This is a genomic window from Streptomyces sp. NPDC026377, from assembly GCF_055567715.1.
Map to the genome: position 1 here is coordinate 759941 of NZ_JBVHPV010000001.1, position 15775 is coordinate 775715.

At 70.0% G+C, this 15775-nt stretch carries 15 protein-coding genes and 1 pseudogene; 7 read left to right on the forward strand and 9 right to left on the reverse strand.

What is annotated here, in order from left to right:
• Positions 1–11 precede the first annotated feature (11 nt).
• A complete protein-coding gene (locus ACZ4MU_RS03310; RefSeq protein WP_467870235.1) occupies positions 12–434 on the forward strand; it encodes a GlcG/HbpS family heme-binding protein in 423 nt (140 codons plus the stop codon).
• A 62-nt stretch (positions 435–496) separates the two neighbouring features.
• Here ACZ4MU_RS03310 and ACZ4MU_RS03315 read toward each other — a convergent pair whose 3' ends face one another.
• Entirely contained in the window at positions 497–1351 is an 855-nt protein-coding gene (locus ACZ4MU_RS03315) for a GNAT family N-acetyltransferase (RefSeq protein ID WP_467870630.1), read from the reverse strand.
• Positions 1352–1839: 488 nt separating this feature from the next.
• Between ACZ4MU_RS03315 and ACZ4MU_RS03320 the strand changes: the two are divergent.
• Positions 1840–2969, forward strand: a pseudogene (locus tag ACZ4MU_RS03320) (globin domain-containing protein); the annotation flags it as partial.
• 23 nt (positions 2970–2992) lie between these two features.
• Here the strand turns inward: ACZ4MU_RS03320 and ACZ4MU_RS03325 are convergent.
• From ACZ4MU_RS03325 to ACZ4MU_RS03340, 4 genes are all read right to left on the reverse strand, one after another.
• The gene (locus ACZ4MU_RS03325) at positions 2993–3475 is read right to left on the reverse strand and encodes an NUDIX domain-containing protein (protein ID WP_467870238.1); all 483 of its coding nucleotides are present in this window, start codon (positions 3473–3475) and stop codon (positions 2993–2995) included.
• A gap of 39 nt (positions 3476–3514) precedes the next feature.
• Positions 3515–4411 (reverse strand): LysR family transcriptional regulator, encoded by an 897-nt coding sequence (locus tag ACZ4MU_RS03330; protein WP_467870241.1) that lies wholly within the window; start codon positions 4409–4411, stop codon positions 3515–3517.
• 189 nt (positions 4412–4600) lie between these two features.
• A complete protein-coding gene (locus tag ACZ4MU_RS03335; RefSeq protein WP_467870243.1) occupies positions 4601–5749 on the reverse strand; it encodes a cystathionine gamma-lyase in 1149 nt (382 codons plus the stop codon).
• Positions 5750–5760: 11 nt separating this feature from the next.
• Complete coding sequence (locus tag ACZ4MU_RS03340; RefSeq protein WP_467870246.1) at positions 5761–6141, reverse strand: phage holin family protein; 381 nt, start codon at positions 6139–6141, stop codon at positions 5761–5763.
• A 50-nt stretch (positions 6142–6191) separates the two neighbouring features.
• Here ACZ4MU_RS03340 and ACZ4MU_RS03345 point away from each other — a divergent pair, with 50 nt between their 5' ends.
• From ACZ4MU_RS03345 to ACZ4MU_RS03360, 4 genes are all read left to right on the forward strand, one after another.
• Positions 6192–6509 carry a cupin domain-containing protein gene (locus ACZ4MU_RS03345; protein WP_467870249.1) on the forward strand — a complete coding sequence of 106 codons (318 nt, stop codon included), beginning with the start codon at positions 6192–6194 and terminating at the stop codon, positions 6507–6509.
• Between the two features lie 150 nt (positions 6510–6659).
• Positions 6660–6878, forward strand: coding sequence for a DUF5326 family protein (locus tag ACZ4MU_RS03350; protein WP_358831802.1), 219 nt, complete (start codon positions 6660–6662; stop codon positions 6876–6878).
• 203 nt (positions 6879–7081) lie between these two features.
• The gene (locus ACZ4MU_RS03355; RefSeq protein WP_467870252.1) at positions 7082–7852 is read left to right on the forward strand and encodes an IclR family transcriptional regulator; all 771 of its coding nucleotides are present in this window, start codon (positions 7082–7084) and stop codon (positions 7850–7852) included.
• Positions 7853–7951: 99 nt separating this feature from the next.
• The gene (locus ACZ4MU_RS03360) at positions 7952–8386 is read left to right on the forward strand and encodes an SsgA family sporulation/cell division regulator (RefSeq protein ID WP_467870253.1); all 435 of its coding nucleotides are present in this window, start codon (positions 7952–7954) and stop codon (positions 8384–8386) included.
• Between the two features lie 58 nt (positions 8387–8444).
• Here ACZ4MU_RS03360 and ACZ4MU_RS03365 read toward each other — a convergent pair whose 3' ends face one another.
• Complete coding sequence (locus tag ACZ4MU_RS03365; protein ID WP_467870256.1) at positions 8445–9773, reverse strand: YibE/F family protein; 1329 nt, start codon at positions 9771–9773, stop codon at positions 8445–8447.
• Positions 9774–9971: 198 nt separating this feature from the next.
• Here ACZ4MU_RS03365 and thiC point away from each other — a divergent pair, with 198 nt between their 5' ends.
• Entirely contained in the window at positions 9972–11750 is a 1779-nt protein-coding gene (thiC, locus tag ACZ4MU_RS03370; protein ID WP_467870259.1) for a phosphomethylpyrimidine synthase ThiC, read from the forward strand.
• A gap of 226 nt (positions 11751–11976) precedes the next feature.
• On the opposite strand, the gene ACZ4MU_RS03375 is transcribed toward thiC, so the two are convergent.
• From ACZ4MU_RS03375 to ACZ4MU_RS03385, 3 genes are all read right to left on the reverse strand, one after another.
• Positions 11977–12822 (reverse strand): hypothetical protein, encoded by an 846-nt coding sequence (locus ACZ4MU_RS03375; protein WP_467870262.1) that lies wholly within the window; start codon positions 12820–12822, stop codon positions 11977–11979.
• A gap of 173 nt (positions 12823–12995) precedes the next feature.
• Positions 12996–14165 (reverse strand): metallophosphoesterase, encoded by a 1170-nt coding sequence (locus tag ACZ4MU_RS03380; RefSeq protein ID WP_467870633.1) that lies wholly within the window; start codon positions 14163–14165, stop codon positions 12996–12998.
• Positions 14166–14325: 160 nt separating this feature from the next.
• Positions 14326–15504 carry a LacI family DNA-binding transcriptional regulator gene (locus tag ACZ4MU_RS03385; RefSeq protein ID WP_467870265.1) on the reverse strand — a complete coding sequence of 393 codons (1179 nt, stop codon included), beginning with the start codon at positions 15502–15504 and terminating at the stop codon, positions 14326–14328.
• Between the last annotated feature and the right edge of the window lie 271 nt (positions 15505–15775).

A 15775-nucleotide genomic window follows, 5' to 3' on the forward strand; every position in this document is an offset into this window, starting at 1 on the left:
AGGAGCCACCCATGAGCACCACCACCGCCGTAGCCCCGCTCACCATCCAGGACGCCGAAGCCCTCGTGGAGGCGGCCCGCGCCGCGGCAGAGGAGGCGGAGGCCACCGTTGCCGTCACCGTCCTGGACGCGGGCGGCCACCTGCTGGCCTTCCGCCGCGACGACCGCGCGGTCCTGATCGCCGGCGAGACCAGCACCCGCAAGGCGTACACCGCCCTCCAGCTCGGCACCGCGACCGCCGACCTCGTCGACGCGGTCCAGCCCGGTGGGCTCTTCCACACCCTGCCGACCGCGCTCGACCGGCCGCTGCTGTTCATCGCGGGCGGTGTCCCCGTCCACCGCGACGGCAGGCTGATCGGGGCGATCGGCGTGGGTGGCGGATCTCCCGAGCAGGACCACGGCTTCGCCTCCCAGGCCGTCCAGCGGCTCCTCTGAGCCCTCGCGGACCCCGTCGCCGTACGGCGGGAGCCACAGACCCCGCCGTACGGCGGCCTGGCTCAGCCGGCGGCGACCGTCAGGGGGGCGAAGCGGCGGGTCCAGTCACCGGGCAGGCCGGGGATACCGCGGGTCATCACCGCGTTGAAGAAGGGGAGGGGCTCCAGCCCGTTCGCCTTCAGCCAGTCGAGCAGCTCCTCGTGGCGTACGTCGACATCGGTGCGCAGCGGGCGGTCCGTCCCCGCGGCGAGCGAGGCCACCAGAGCCTTCGCGGTCTCGGTGTCACGGGCCACCAGGGGGCCCACGACGTGGGTCTCCATGTTCGGCCAGAGCGCCGCGTAGCCGATGAGGCCCCCGGAGTCCTCGGCGACCCGGAGCTGGTCCGCGAAGGCGGGCAGCCTGGTGATCACATGCGTACGGTCGCGGCCGAAGACCTCGGCGTCCAGGCGGAGGATGGCGGGCAGGTCCTCCGCCGTCGCCGGGCGGGTCGCCACGGTGGGGGCGGGTCCCGAGGGGCGGAAGTGGCCGCGGATCATCTCGACGCGGCCGGTGGTCTCGAAGCCCAGCTGTTCGTAGAGCGGTTGTCCGTACGCCGTGGCGTGCAGCGTCACGGGCCGGTCGCCCAGCTCCTCCAGTACATGGCGCATCAACCGCCGTCCCACGCCCTGCCGTGCGTACTTCTCGGCCACCAGGACCATTCCGATGGCGGCGAGATCCTCGTACGAGGTGACCACACAGGCGGTGACCAGCCCTTTGCCGTCCGGGTCGTCGAGGCCGTACCCGGTGCCCGCGGTGAGCAGCAGGCCCCATTTGTGTTCCTCGCGTGGCCAGCCTCGGTCCTCGGAGAGATCGGCGCAGGAAACGAGGTCGTCAATGGTCAGGCGGCGGATCGGAAGCTCGTCGAGCGGTGAGGGCATGGAGATCAGGCTGTCCGATGAACCCATGCCCCGTCCACCGTTTTGCGTATACAGCACGTTGCTTCAGGCCACGCTCTGTCAGTCTTCGTCCTGGATGTTTCACGTGAAACAGGGATCAGGAGCGAGTGCCTGGTTTCACGTGAAACATCGAGTCGTCGGACGCCCCTCGGCACCCGTGATCCCCGGGGCGGGGCCTCGGGGCACGGGCCTCGGCGGTGCCCGTGTCGGTCGCCGTCAACGCCGACCGCCGGCTCGCCGGAAGGGCCACGCACACTTGCTCCGGGGTGACCTCCGTGAGGCCTACGCGCCGGCACAGGTCGCACGAGCCTAACGGGAATGCCGGTTCGGATACCCGGTATTCCTGCTATTTGTGCCCGCGCCCGCGTCGAAGCTGACATGCTCCGGTACGGGAGTGACGGAACTCCCGGACGTCGGCAACTGCGGCCAGAGGTTCGAGGCGAGACACAGGGATGAACGCTCCGACCAACACGTCGACCGACGCTGTGCTGATACGCCGCACTCTCGCGGAGATCGCACCCTTAGCGGACAAGGTCACGTCGTACTTCTATGCTCTGCTTTTCATAGGCGACCCGGAGCTGCGCACGCTCTTTCCGGCAGCGATGGACGCTCAGCGGGACCGGTTGCTCAAGGCGCGCTGCTCACGGCCGCCGAGCATCTGGAGAACTCCGCGGCACTCACTGAATATCTTCGCCAGCTGGGCCGGGGCCACCGCAAGTACGGCACCCGGCCCGAGCATTACCCGGCCGTCGGAGAGGCGCTGATCGGGGCGCTGTCCCGGTACGCCGGGACCACCTGGGACGAGGCGGCCCAGGCCGCCTGGGTACGGGCGTACACGACGATGTCACAGATCATGATCGACGCGGCGGACGCGGACGAACAGCTCCAGCCGGCCTGGTGGTACGCCGAGGTCGTCTCGCACGATCTGCGGACTCCGGACATCGCGGTGGTCACCCTGCGCCCCGACCAGCCGTACCCCTTCCTGGCCGGGCAGTACACGACGCTGGAGACGCCCTGGTGGCCGCGGATCTGGCGGCACTACTCGCTGGCCTCCGCGCCCCGCAGCGACGGGCTGCTGTCGCTGCACGTCAAAGCGGTGCCCGCGGGCTGGGTCTCCGGCGCGCTGGTCCATCGAGCCCGGCCCGGGGACATCCTTCGTCTGGGGCCGCCCGCCGGATCCATGGTGGTCGACCACAGCACCGACAACGGCCTGCTCTGCCTCGGCGGCGGCACCGGCATAGCGCCCATCAAGGCGCTGGTCGAGGACGTCGCCCGGTACGGCGAGCGGCGCCCCGTCGAGGTCTTCTACGGCGCCCGCAGCAACCACGACCTCTATGACATCGACACCCTGATGCGGCTCCAGCAGACGCACTCCTGGCTGTCGGTGCGGCCCGTGGTCTCGGGCGGCCCGGGCCGGGGACTCGACGGACGGCTCCCGGACGCGGTGCGCGAGTACGGGCCGTGGACCTCGTACGACGCCTATGTCTCCGGGCCGCCGGGAATGATCCGCAGCGGAGTGACCACGCTGCGGGACATCGGGATCCCCTCGGACCGCATCCGGCACGACTCCGTCGAGGAGCTGGTGGCGGCGAATCACTGAGGCGGGCCGCGCCCGGCGGGGTTTCAGCCCAGGTCGGGCGCGTGCATCGCGCGGACGCCCTCGATGTTGCCGTCCAGGTAGTGCCGCAGGGACAGCGGTACGAGGTGGACGGAGGCGATGCCGACGCGGGTGAACGGGATCCGTACGATCTCGTACTCCCCGCAGGGCTCCTCCACCTCGGGGCCGTGCCGCAGGGATTCGTCCATGGATTCGAGCCGACAGACGAAGAAGTGCTGCACCTTCACACCGGTCGCGCCACCGTCGGCGCCGATGTGCTCGACGGTGTCGACGAAACAGGGCACGACATCGGTGATCTTCGCGCCGAGTTCCTCGTGCACCTCGCGGTGCAGCGCCTCGACGACGGTGGAGTCCTCCGGCTCGACGCCGCCGCCGGGGGTGAGCCAGTAGGGATCCATACCGGGCTTGGTGCGCTTGATCAGGATCAGGTCGTCGCCGTCCAGCAGGACGGCTCGTGCGGTGCGCTTGACCACGGGTCGGACGGTCATGGGAGGAATGTGGCCCGTGGCGGCGCCCGCGAAACTCCTTCAGCTCCAGTCGACCGCGGCGCGCAGCAGCCACTCCTGCGCCCGCGCGACGTGCGGCAGCGCCAGCGTGCCGGTGCGCACCGCCAGGAAGTAGGTCCGCAACGGTGGCACGGGCGGGTCGAGCAGGACCACGAGCTCCCCGCGCTCCAGCGTCCCCTCGCACAGATAGCGCGGGAGTACGGCCAGGCCGGCACCGGCGGTCACCGTCTCCATGACCGCCCGCAGGTCGGGTGCGATCACCGTGCCCGCCGCGGCCGGTTTGGTGTCGAAGACCGCGGCCCAGTAGCGCGAGACGAACGGGAGCGACTCGTGCACCTCCACCACCGGAATGTGCTCCAGTACGCCGGGGCCCCCGCGCCGCAGCGCCCCCGGCGCGACCCGGGAGGCCCAGCGCACCCCGGCGACCAGGACGTGCTCCTCGTCGCAGAGCGGGGTCGCGCAGAGCAGCCGGCCCCGTGGCCGGGCGGTGGCGATGGCCAGGTCGTGGTGGCCCGCGGCCAGGCCCTCCAGGGTCTCCTCGGCGTTGCCGAAGGAGGCCCGCAGGGCGATCCCGCGCGGGATGAGCGAGGTCAGGGTGGGCAGTGCGCGCAGCGAGGTGAACTCGGGCGGCCCGGCGAGGTGGAGGGTGCGTACGCCCGACTCCTCGTACGAGCCGGACTCCGCTATCTCGACCAGTGCGTCCAGATGCGGGGCTGCCCGCTGGGCCAGCTCGTCGCCGACCGTCGTCGGTGTCACCCCGCGCGCCTGGCGCAGGAACAGCGGGCGCCCCAACTGCCTCTCCAGCGTGCGGATCTGGCTGGTCACGGCCGGTTGGGAGAGACCGAGCAGGGCGGCGGCGCGGGTGAAGGAGCCCGCGCGGTGGACCGTGACGAACGTCCGCAGCAGGGCGAGGTCCATGCGTGCCCTCCCGTCCCGAACCGCCTCACGACATCCCCGCCGGACACAACTATAAATATGTCGATAGGTCTCTGTCGCTACCGTGATTGGACACTGACACAGAGTCAACTAGCCTTGTCCTCAAGGTTCTTGGCGTGCCGGAGCCGAGGGCGGTCCGAACCACGAGGGGGGAGGCTCGGACCGCCCGCCTCATGCCTCGGCGGCCTCGTCCAGCGCCCGCCGCACGTCCGCCACGAGGTCCGCGGTGTCCTCGGCTCCGGCCGAGAAGCGGATGAAGCCCTCCGCGACCCTGTCACCGCCCCAGCGCCCGCGCCGCTCGGCCGTGGAGCGCACCCCGCCGAAGCTCGTGGCGTCGTCCACCAGCCGCAGCGCCGCCAGGAACCGCTCCGCGTGGGCGCGGTCGGGCAGGTCGAAGGAGACGACACAGCCGAAGCGGCGCATCTGCGCGGACGCCTGCCGGTGCGCGGGGTCGGACGGCAGCCCGGGGTGGCGCACCCCGCTCACCTCGGGACGGTCGAGCAGCGCCTCGGCGACGGCCAGCGCGTTCGCCGACTGCCGGTCCGCGCGCAGCTGGAGCGTGGCCAGCGAGCGGTGCGCCAGCCAGGCCTCCATCGGGCCGGGGATCGCCCCCACGACCTTGCGCCATCTGCGGACGCGCGCGGCCGGCTCGGGGTCCCGGCAGACCACGTAGCCGAGCAGCAGATCACCGTGGCCGGTGAGGCCCTTGGTGCCGCTGGCCACCGCGAAGTCCGCGCCGAGCTCCAGCGGGCGCTGACCGAGCGGGGTCGCCAGCGTGTTGTCGACCGCGACCAGCGCGCCCGTGTCATGGGCGGCCCGCGCAAGGCGCCGGATGTCGCAGACGTCCAGGCCCGGGTTGGAGGGCGTCTCGATCCACAGCAGCGCCGCGCCGTCCAGGACACCGAGCTGGGCGTCACCGGCGGTCGGCGCGCTGCGCACCTCGACGCCGTACGCCGTGAGTTGCTCGCGCACCAGCGGCAGTGCCTGGTAGCCGTCGTCGGGGAGGACCACGGCGTCGCCCACGCGCGCGTGGGAGAGCAGCACCGCCGAGACCGCGGCCATGCCGGAGGCGAAGACGACCGCCTCGGCGGGCGCGTCGGGGGACTCCAGCTCCGCGAGGGCGCGCTCCAGATGGGTCCATGTCGGGTTGGTGTCCCGGCCGTAGGTGTAGGGGCCCACCGCCTCGCCCGGCAGGTGGAAGTGGGCGGCGAAGACCGGCCCCGGCAGCGACGGTTCGTACGCCACCGGGTCCGGGAGCCCGGCCCGCACCGCTCTGGTGCCGTCCCCCGGCGCCTGGAAAGGGTTCACCCCGGAGGTCATCCGCGCTCTCCTCAGTCCTCGTCGTCGGGCAGGGCGATGTTCAGGGCCCAGGACACGATCGAGATGATCAGGCCGCCCAGAAGGGCGGTCCAGAAGCCCTCGACGTGGAAGGTGAGGTCGAGTTTCCCGGCCAGCCACGAGGTGAGCAGCAGCATCAGGGCGTTGATCACAAAGGTGATCAGGCCGAGCGTGAGGATGAACAGCGGGAAGGAGAGGAGCTTCACCACCGGCTTGACGACGAAGTTCACCACCCCGAAGAGCAGCGCGACCAGAATCAGTGTCAGGGCCTTCTTGCCTGTGCTGTCACCGGTGAGCGTGATGTCGTGCAGCAGCCAGATGGCCACGGCGAGAGCCGCCGCGTTGGCGAGCGTCTTGACTAGGAAATTCTTCATGTGTCTGATCGTGGCAGACATGATCGGTACCAGTGCAGGGGCGGACGGCGATGAAGCATTTCCGGCTTGACGAACTCGAGGCGGAGCGCGCCGCGAACGACGGCGCGTACCTGCAGTTTCTGCGGGAAAGGAACATGTCGGCAGGGCTCTACGCGCTGGACGCGGGCGACCACGACCCGCAGAAGCCGCACGCCCAGGACGAGATCTACTTCGTGGTGAGCGGCCGGGCGTCCGTCACGGTCGGCCTGGAGACCACCGAGGTGGCGCGGGGCAGCGTCGTCTACGTGCCGGCCGGAGTCGCCCACCGCTTCCACCACATCGCCGAGGACCTGCGGGTTCTGGTCGTGTTCTCTCCGCCTGAGAGCTGAGGGCGGACCCTGGGTCTCCCTAGGGGTCCGGTCAGGGGAGAGCAAGGGCTGCGACCGCCCCGTTCGACACCCCCGCGCCCCTAGCATCGAGGGTGTCGACGGCAGCGGCCCGAGACTCCAGGCGATTCACGAGCGGAAGAGGTAAGGACGATGGCGGCACGGGAGATATTCGCGGGGATGCCCTGGTGGGTGAAGTGGGTGGCCGTGCCCGTCATCGCCCTGGTCGTGTTCGGCGGTCTGATCGCCAGCGTGGTCGGCTTCCTTTTCTCACTGCTCTTCAAGGTGCTGGTCTTCGTGGCCCTGGTCGGCGGCCTCATCTACGTCGTGCGGCGGTTCATGTCCTCCACGTCCTCGCGCGGCGACTGGTAGAAACCGGCGCGCGTTGTCGTACGGATGCGGCCCCGCGACGGCAGAGCACCGACGGCACAGCACTCGTACGGAAAGGCCCGGGATTAGCCCGGCTGAGGGACGTGGAGGCCAAAGCTCTCATGGCGCCGAAGGCGGCCGTTAAGGTGAAAACCTCTGCTGCCTCGGGCGGGCTCCTTGCCCGTCAGCACGCCTGGGGGTGACCTGTGGCCACGGCTGCGAACGCCGGTGTCCCTACCCTGATCGGTTCGGTCCAGCGGGCGCTGCGCCTGCTGGAGGCCGTGGGAGCCCATGCGGACGGCGCTCCCGCCAAACAGCTGGCCCGGGAGGCCGGGATGCCGCTTCCCACCGCGTACCACCTGCTGCGCACCCTTACCCACGAGGGCTACCTGCGCCGGGAGAACGGTGTGTTCGTCCTCGGAGAGGCAGCCGAGCGGCTGGCGAGCGGTGGAGCCCAGCAGAATCGTCGCACCAAGATCAGCCGCTCCCTCGCGGAGTGGCGGGACGCCATCGGGGTCCCGGTGTACTTCGCGGTCTACCGCGAGGGTGAGATCGAGATCGCCGGAGTGGCCGACACGCCGTCGGCCCCGGCCGTGGAGGAGTGGGCCGACTTCCGGGAGACGGGCCACGCGCACGCCATTGGCCAGTGCCTGCTCAGCCAGCTGGACGAGAGGGCCCGCGAGGACCACCTGGACCGGCACCCCGTCCGCTCGATCACGCCCTACTCCGTACGGGACCGACGTGCCCTTCTCGACCGTCTGGCGGCTACGGAGCGTAGGCAACCCATGGTCGAAAGACAGGAGTATGCCCTCGGCACAGTCTGTGCCGCCATCCCCGTCACAGCGGGGTCCTGGGCCGCGACCATGGCCATCTCCCTCCCGCTTGACCAGCAAGAACGCCTTATTCCGGCCATTGAGCAGCTCCGTGGCGAAGTGGGGCGCCTGCTCGGCTCCCTCGCGTTCTCTATCAGTATCTGAAAAATCACTCCTTGTGATCTGGCAGTGCTTCCAGCACGATGGCGTGAAGAGGGCCAGGATGGATCATTACTGGCCATTTCAGCTACAGCGGGGTAGACGATGCGTGAGGTCCTGGCAGAGGTCATGATGAGCTTCCTCGTCTCCGAGGAGCTCTCCTTCAGGATCCCGGTGGAGCTCACCTACCGTGCCGACGATCCGTACGCGGTCCGTATGACCTTCCACCTCCCCGGCGACGAACCCGTGACATGGACGTTCGGGCGGGAACTCCTGCTCGACGGCATCAACAGCCCCACCGGCGACGGCGATGTGCACATCGCCCCGGCGGACGCCGAAGAGCTCCGCGACGTCCACATCCGCCTCCAGGTGGGCGCCGAACGGGCCAGCTTCCGGGCCGGGGCCGGTCCGCTGGTGGCCTTCCTCGACCGCACCGACAAGCTCGTCCCGCTCGGCCAGGAGCGCGCGATCGGCGACTTCGACGGACATCTGGACGAGGCGCTGGGGCGGATCCTTGCGGAGGAGCAGAACGCGGGCTGAGGCCCGCGCACCTGGTTCCGGGCTCCGGCGCCGGTTCTCCGCCCCCGAGGCCCGGGACCTACTTCTTGCGTCGCCGTCCCCGGCCGCCGCCCCGCCCCGGCCCACGGGTCGTCGCGGCCGGGCGGTCGGCGGAGACCACCAGCGCCGCGAGGGCGGTCGTCACCGGCACCGACGCCACCAGACCGATCGAGCCCACCAGCGTCCGGACGATCTCCTCGGCCACCAGTTCGCTGTTGGCCACCGTCCCGACGCTGCTCTGCGCGATCGAGAACAGCAGCAGCAACGGCAGCGCCGCGCCCGCGTACGCCAGGACCAGGGTGTTGACCACCGACGCGATGTGGTCGCGGCCGATCCGGATCGCGGCCCGGTACAGCCCGCGCGGGCCCATTCCCGGGTTCGCCTCGTGCAGCTCCCACACCGCCGACGTCTGGGTGACCGTCACGTCGTCGAGCACCCCGAGCGAGCCGATGATCACGCCGGCCAGGAGCAGACCCGACATGTCGATGTCCGGGTAGAGGCCATGGATCAGACCGGTGTTGTCATCGGTGTTGCCCGTCAGCGAGGCCCAGCCGATGAAGAGCGACCCCAGCAGCCCGATAAGGACGAGCGAGACCAGCGTGCCGAGCACCGCGACCGAGGTACGCGCCGAGAGGCCGTGGCACATGTACAGCGCGATCAGCATGATCGCGCTCGACCCGACCACCGCGACCAGCAGCGGATTGGAGCCCTGGAGGATCGCCGGGAGGATGAACAGCGTCAGCACGGCGAAGGAGACGATCAGCGCGACGAGCGCCATCACCCCGCGCAGCCGGCCGACGACCACCACGACGAGCGCGAAGATGCCCGCCAGCAGCGCCATCGGGAGCCGCCGGTTGACGTCGGTCACCGAGTACTGCAGGTCGTGCGGGGCGTCGGGGGCGTACGCGACGATCACGCCCTGCCCCTTGTGGAGTTGGCGCGGGGCGTCCGGCTGGACGATCTCGGTGAAGGTGCGGCCCTTCTCCTTGCCGCTGGTCACCTCGATGGTCGCCTTGGCGCACTGGCCCCGTCGGGCCTGCCCGCCGCCGGAGAGCGAGGTGTCGGCGGCCGGTGGGGCCTGAGCGGCGTTGACGGACTTGCAGTCGAGCTTCTGGAGGGCGACGACCCTGGCCTGTTGTGTCTGGCGGTCGAAGCCGACGCCGGTGCGCTGATGGGCCGGGGTGCCGCCCGGCCACAGCACCGCCAGGCCGACGAGCACCGCGATGGAGAAAGGGATCAGCACGGCGGCGATCACCTTGCGCAGATGCCGGGAGACGGGCGTCGCGGGACCGTGGCTGTGCGTGTGCCCATGGCCCTGGCCGGGCGGGTGTCCGTGGGAGCCTTCGGGGTGCTGCTGTGCTGACGTCACCGCCCGATCATCGCAACAACGGCGGGGCCCCTCTGTTCAGCGCGCTGGGGATGACGCTAGCGTGGTGGCACCTTTGCACACGCGGGAGCTCGGAGCACCGGGCTGAGAGGGCGCTGAAAGCCGTACGAACCGTACGGAAGCGGCTGCGCCGACCGCCGAACCTGTTACCGGGTAATGCCGGCGTAGGGAGTAGGTCTCATGACCATTCAGGACGCACGCACGCCTGCCTCGAACCAGAACGAGGCCGGGAAGTCCATCGGCTGGCACAAGGGGTACGTCGAGGGCTCGCGCCCCGACCTCCGCGTGCCGGTGCGCCAGGTGCACCTCACCAACGGCAAGGACGTCACGCTGTACGACACGTCCGGGCCGTACACCGATCCGAACATCGAGACGGACGTCCGCCGCGGCCTCGCCCCTCTGCGGGAGAACTGGATCATCGCGCGCGGTGACACCGAGGAGTACGCGGGCCGACCCGTCCGCCCCGAGGACGACGGCCTCAAGCACACCTCCCCGCGCGGCGGACTGAAGAACCTCGACGCGGTGTTCCCGGGCCGCCCGCGCCAGCCGCGCCGGGGTCGCGGCGGCCAGGCCGTCACCCAGCTCGCCTACGCCCGCCGGGGCGAGATCACCCCGGAGATGGAGTACGTCGCGATCCGCGAGAACGTCTCCCCCGAGGTCGTCCGCGAGGAGATCGCGGCCGGACGGGCGGTGCTCCCCGCCAACGTCAACCACCCCGAGATCGAGCCGATGATCATCGGCAAGCGGTTCCTGGTGAAGGTCAACGCCAACATCGGCAACTCCGCCGTCACCTCCTCCATCGAGGAGGAGGTGGACAAGATGACCTGGGCCACCCGCTGGGGCGCCGACACGGTCATGGACCTCTCCACCGGTCGCAACATCCACACCACCCGCGAGTGGGTGCTGCGCAACTCCCCGGTCCCGATCGGCACGGTGCCGCTCTATCAGGCGCTGGAGAAGGTCGACGGCCGCGCCGAGGAGCTGACCTGGGAGATCTACAAGGACACGGTCATCGAGCAGGCCGAGCAGGGCGTCGACTACATGACGGTCCACGCGGGCGTGCTCCTGCGGTACGTGCCGCTCACCGCCCGCCGCAAGACCGGCATCGTCTCGCGCGGCGGCTCGATCATGGCGGCGTGGTGCCTGGCGCACCACAAGGAGTCGTTCCTGTACGAAAACTTCGAGGAGCTCTGCGAGATCCTCGCGGCCTACGACGTCACGTACTCCCTGGGCGACGGTCTGCGTCCGGGCTCCATCGCGGACGCCAACGACGAGGCGCAGTTCGCCGAGCTGCGCACGCTCGGTGAGCTCAACACCATCGCCAAGCGCCACAACGTCCAGACGATGATCGAGGGCCCGGGTCATGTCCCGATGCACAAGATCAAGGAGAACATCGACCTCCAGCAGGAGATCTGCGAAGAGGCGCCGTTCTACACGCTCGGCCCGCTGACCACCGATGTCGCTCCCGCGTACGACCACATCACCTCCGGCATCGGCGCCGCGATGATCGCCTGGTGGGGCACCGCGATGCTCTGCTACGTCACGCCCAAGGAGCACCTGGGCCTGCCGAACCGGGACGACGTCAAGACGGGCGTCATCACCTACAAGATCGCGGCACACGCGGCCGACCTCGCCAAGGGGCACCCGGGTGCGCAGGACTGGGACGACGCGCTCTCCGACGCCCGCTTCGAGTTCCGCTGGGAGGACCAGTTCAACCTGGCCCTCGACCCGGACACCGCCCGGGAGTTCCACGACGAGACGCTGCCCGCGGAGCCGGCGAAGACCGCCCACTTCTGCTCGATGTGCGGGCCGAAGTTCTGCTCGATGAAGATCTCGCAGGACATCCGGCGCGAGCACGGTGGCGATCTGGCGGCGGGGGACATCGAGGCCGGAATGGCGGAGAAGTCCGCGGAGTTCGCGGCGGCGGGCAACCGCGTCTATCTGCCGATCGCCGAGTGATGTACCCGCGCTGACGTTTCACGTGAAACACGGACCCGGCCGGTAGCGGGTGTTTCACGTGAAACATGCGCGGGGATTGCCGTGCTGCCATGGCTCTCGGGGCGGCCCGGGGCCGTTACGGTTCTCCGCGTGGCCAGGATTTCGTACACGGTCGTGGTTTCACGTGAAACGAGCGGGACCGCTAAGCCCCGTTCGTTTCACGTGAAACATGGCTCCCGGAAGTCGCCTACTCCGGCTGGTGTTCGGGGCCGCCGAAGTCGGGGCTGGTGAAGTCCGGACTGGTGAAGCTGGGCCTGGTCCCGGTGGACGGGTCACCCGGGCTGTCGAAGTCGGGCCGACCGTACCCGAGCGTGGGTATCCGGCCCGGTGTACGGCGCTTTGACGCGCCCCGGCCGGCGCCGGGGTCGGCCAGGGCCTCGCGCAGGAACGGGTAGATCCCCCGCTCCACCAGGGCATGGCGCCACGCCTCACGAGCCCGGGAGACCTCCTGGGCTCTCTCGTCGCTTACCTCGCCCTCCTCGGGCTCGGCGATGACCTGGGTGGCGCCGTTGCGGATCGCGGTGGTCAGGAGGCTCACTGCGGCGGCCAGTATCGCGGCTGCGGTGAGGGCACCGAAGAACCAGCCCGCGGTCAGTAACGTGTCGGCGAAGGCGGGCTGCGGGTCGAGCATCTTGAGGATGTACCCCACCAGCAGGAAGATCGCGGCGGCGGTTCCGGCGAGGACCGGTGCCAGCACCGCGACGACCGCGCCGACGCCCGCCCCCGAGGTGGAATCCGGGCTGTCGATCACCGGAGGCGTCATCACCGAGCCGCGTTCCGAGGTGAGCGCCGGGGTGGAGGGCGTGCGCAGCTCCTCCCGCACCCTGACGTAGTGGTCGTACTCGGCCGCCGCGGCAGCCGAGACGAGAGCACCGGCGTTGAGCACCATGGTGCGCAACTGCTCGATGTTGAGCCGTACTCCTACGCCGGCCAGCTCGGGCCGGTCGGGCGCGGTGCGCAGTGCGTCGTCGAGGATCCGCTCGAACTCCGGGCGGTCCTCGGTCAGCAGGTGCGGAGCGCTGTTCATGTGCATCCCCCGATGCTCCGTAGGGCCGGAAAGCCCGCCGGATGAACGGGCAATCGGGCGGAAACGGAGGAGAGCCTGCTACGGATAAGCCGATGGTAGAGCGGTTACGGCACGGGGTGACAGGGTGTTTCCGAAATCACCTTGCGACCGCACGAGCCGGTGTTTTCCCGATTACGGCGTCAGTCATGCAGAGGCAACCGCACGACCAGCAGTTTTCCGGCCATGGTCACCCCGCCGTCCATCGCGATGGCGAGACCGTCGGCGTACACATGCGGACCTTCCACGACCGGACGGGAGTCTTCCTCGCCGTCTTCGGTACCCACTTCGCCCAGGAGGTAGGGAATCGGGCTGTGTCCGTGGACCACGCGCCGGCCGCCGTAGGCCGAGAGCAGCTCACGTGCGGCCTGCGGACCGGTGTCGTCCCGGAAGGCGAAGCGCTTGGTGAACTTGCGGAACAGGTCCCAGCATTCGTCGGCGTCGTTGCGGGTCAGCAGCGCGTGCACGGTGTCGTTCACGGCTTCGATGGAGTCGCCGTACTCCAGATACGCGGTGGTGTCCGAGTGCATCAGCAGATGCCCGTCCTCCTCCTCGATCGCGTCGAGGCGGGACATCCACTGCAGATGGACGTCCTGGAGGCGGTCCATGTCGGCCTTCTGACCGCCGTTGAGCAGCCAGGCGGCCTGGAAGGTGGCGGTGCCCGCCCCGGAGTTGACCGGGGTGTCACCGAAGCGCTTGGCGCCGATCAGCAGCAGCTCGTGGTTGCCCATGAGGGCCTTGCAGTAGCCGCCGGCGGCCGCGGCCTCGGCGGACAGCCGCATCACCAGGTCGATGACGCCGATGCCGTCGGGACCGCGGTCGGTGAAGTCGCCGAGGAACCAGAGGCGGGCGTTGCCCGCGGCCCAGTTGCCGTCGACGTCGATCAGCCCCTGTTCGCGCAGGGCGGCCAGGAGTTCGTCGAGGTAGCCGTGGACGTCGCCGACGACGAAGAGCGGGCCGAGGCCGTCCGGCAGGGGTGCCGGAGCGGGGTCGCTCTCCACCCGGACCTGCACGGTGTCCCCCCGGTTGATCACCGGGAGGTCGCGTGCCGTCGGGGTGTAGCCCTCGGGAGGCTCGTCGTCCGGGAAGACGTTCCCCGGGTGGATCTCCGCGGGCGCCTCCGCCGGGTGCGCGGTCACGGGAGGGTGTGGGGGCTGCGGCGGTGGCGGAGGCATCTCGACAGGTGGGGGCGGCGGGGGGACCGGCGCGGACTGTGCGGGAGCCTGCGCGTACGGAGGCACCCGGAAGTCACGCAACGTCTCCGTCCGCTCGGGTCCCTGACCGGCCCCCTGAGTCATCGACCCCTCCACCACCGTCGCGCCGCCGTACACCGTGGGACCCCCCTGGTCGGGCGGGGATCCGTGGTGTCGTGCGCCCATCATAGGAATGCGGCTCGTGCTGTGTGACGCACCAGGGGTGGTGAATCCCGGCGCGGCCCTGGTTCACCGGTGGTTATGTCCCCAATGTGTTGGTCTAGTCCTTGTCGGCATCGCTGTCGGGGCTCCTGTCGGGCACGTTGGGATCCTGGCCGAGTCCCCTGCGCGGTTCCGCGACGGGGGAGCGCGGGGGACTGACGGTCGTCCGCGGCGACCGACGCTGCGACGACGTGCGGACGATGAGTTCGGTCGGTATCACCTGCTCGATCGGGTGACCGTGGTCAATGCCTTCGATGGCGTCGATGAGCAGTTGGACCACGGCCGTGCCGATGCGCCGCGGCTTGAGCGAGAGGGTGGTGATGGGCGGTTCGGTGGTCGCGTACACGGTGGACTCGCTGCAGCAGACGAGCAGCAGGTCCTCGGGCACCCGCAGTCCGTATCTGCGGGCGGCCGCCAGCAGATCGGTGCCGTTGGGGTCGAACAGTCCGTACACGGCGTCCGGACGGTCCGGGCGGGCGAGCAGCCGGTCGGCCGCGACGGCGCCCGCGCACGGATCGTGGGCGGGGTAGGACTCGTAGACGGGGTCCTGCCCGACCCGCTCGCACCAGCTCAGATACGCCTCGGTGGAGAGCCGGGTGTAGGTGTCGGTGGTGGTTCCGGTGAGGAGGCCGATCCGGCGGGCGCCGGCGTCGGCGAGATGGTCGAGCAGTTCGAGGACGGCGGCCTCGTGGTCGTTGTCGACCCAGGCGGTCACCGGCAGCGAACCCGCCGGACGGCCGTCGGAGACCACCGGGAGGCCCTGGCGGACCAGCTCGGTGACCACGGGGTCCTGGTCGGAGGGGTCGATCACGACGGTGCCGTCGAGAGCGACGTTCGACCAGACGTCCGCGGGGCTGCGGCGTGAGGTGGCGGGGAGGATGACGAGGGCGTACCCGCGCGCGAGTGCGGCGGATGTCGCTGCCCTCGCCATCTCGGCGAAATAGGCGAACTCGGTGAAGGTGAAAGGTTCATCCCCGTACGTCGTGACGGTCAGGCCGATGAGGCCCGACTTTCCGGTACGGAGCGTGCGGGCCGCTGCGGATGGGCGATAGCCCAGCCGGTCTGCGACCTCGCGGACGTGGCGGCGGGTGGCGTCGGGGAGCCGGCCCTTGCCGTTGAGCGCGTCGGAGACGGTCGTGATGGAGACACCGGCGGCGGCGGCCACGTCCCGAATGCCCGCCCGCCCCAGCCGGCGACCGGTCGACCGGCTCACCTGGTGCTTCCCTGCTGCTGTCATGGCGAGCCGATAGTAGGGCGAGGGGAGACAGTTGGCCCGGGTGCATATGCACGCGTTGACAGACACGTTTCTGCATGGTCATTAGCGGCTAATGGCCTTGGTTCGCAAGGAAGTTGGAGGCAGTAGCGTTCTGGTGACGGTCATCGATCGGTGGGCAGCTGGCGAATGCCCGATGTTTCGAAGAGGTCTCAACTCACCTGCACGAGGGATGCGCGCCACGGCGCGAGCCACCGGCGCACGGCTTCAACAGGGAGCGCTCCCCCTGCCGTGT

What these genes read in the sequence shown, in the direction of transcription:
- ACZ4MU_RS03325 (WP_467870238.1), bottom strand. Translation starts at nt 3,475, where the DNA reads ATGACCGTCCGACCCGTGGTCAAGCGCACCGCACGAGCCGTCCTGCTG.
- ACZ4MU_RS03330 (WP_467870241.1), bottom strand. Translation starts at nt 4,411, where the DNA reads ATGGACCTCGCCCTGCTGCGGACGTTCGTCACGGTCCACCGCGCGGGC.
- ACZ4MU_RS03335 (WP_467870243.1), bottom strand. Translation starts at nt 5,749, where the DNA reads ATGACCTCCGGGGTGAACCCTTTCCAGGCGCCGGGGGACGGCACCAGA.
- ACZ4MU_RS03360 (WP_467870253.1), top strand. Translation starts at nt 7,952, where the DNA reads ATGCGTGAGGTCCTGGCAGAGGTCATGATGAGCTTCCTCGTCTCCGAG.
- ACZ4MU_RS03375 (WP_467870262.1), bottom strand. Translation starts at nt 12,822, where the DNA reads ATGCACATGAACAGCGCTCCGCACCTGCTGACCGAGGACCGCCCGGAG.
- ACZ4MU_RS03350 (WP_358831802.1), top strand. Translation starts at nt 6,660, where the DNA reads ATGGCGGCACGGGAGATATTCGCGGGGATGCCCTGGTGGGTGAAGTGG.
- ACZ4MU_RS03315 (WP_467870630.1), bottom strand. Translation starts at nt 1,351, where the DNA reads ATGCCCTCACCGCTCGACGAGCTTCCGATCCGCCGCCTGACCATTGAC.
- ACZ4MU_RS03345 (WP_467870249.1), top strand. Translation starts at nt 6,192, where the DNA reads ATGAAGCATTTCCGGCTTGACGAACTCGAGGCGGAGCGCGCCGCGAAC.
- thiC (WP_467870259.1), top strand. Translation starts at nt 9,972, where the DNA reads ATGACCATTCAGGACGCACGCACGCCTGCCTCGAACCAGAACGAGGCC.
- ACZ4MU_RS03340 (WP_467870246.1), bottom strand. Translation starts at nt 6,141, where the DNA reads ATGAAGAATTTCCTAGTCAAGACGCTCGCCAACGCGGCGGCTCTCGCC.
- ACZ4MU_RS03310 (WP_467870235.1), top strand. Translation starts at nt 12, where the DNA reads ATGAGCACCACCACCGCCGTAGCCCCGCTCACCATCCAGGACGCCGAA.
- ACZ4MU_RS03385 (WP_467870265.1), bottom strand. Translation starts at nt 15,504, where the DNA reads ATGACAGCAGCAGGGAAGCACCAGGTGAGCCGGTCGACCGGTCGCCGG.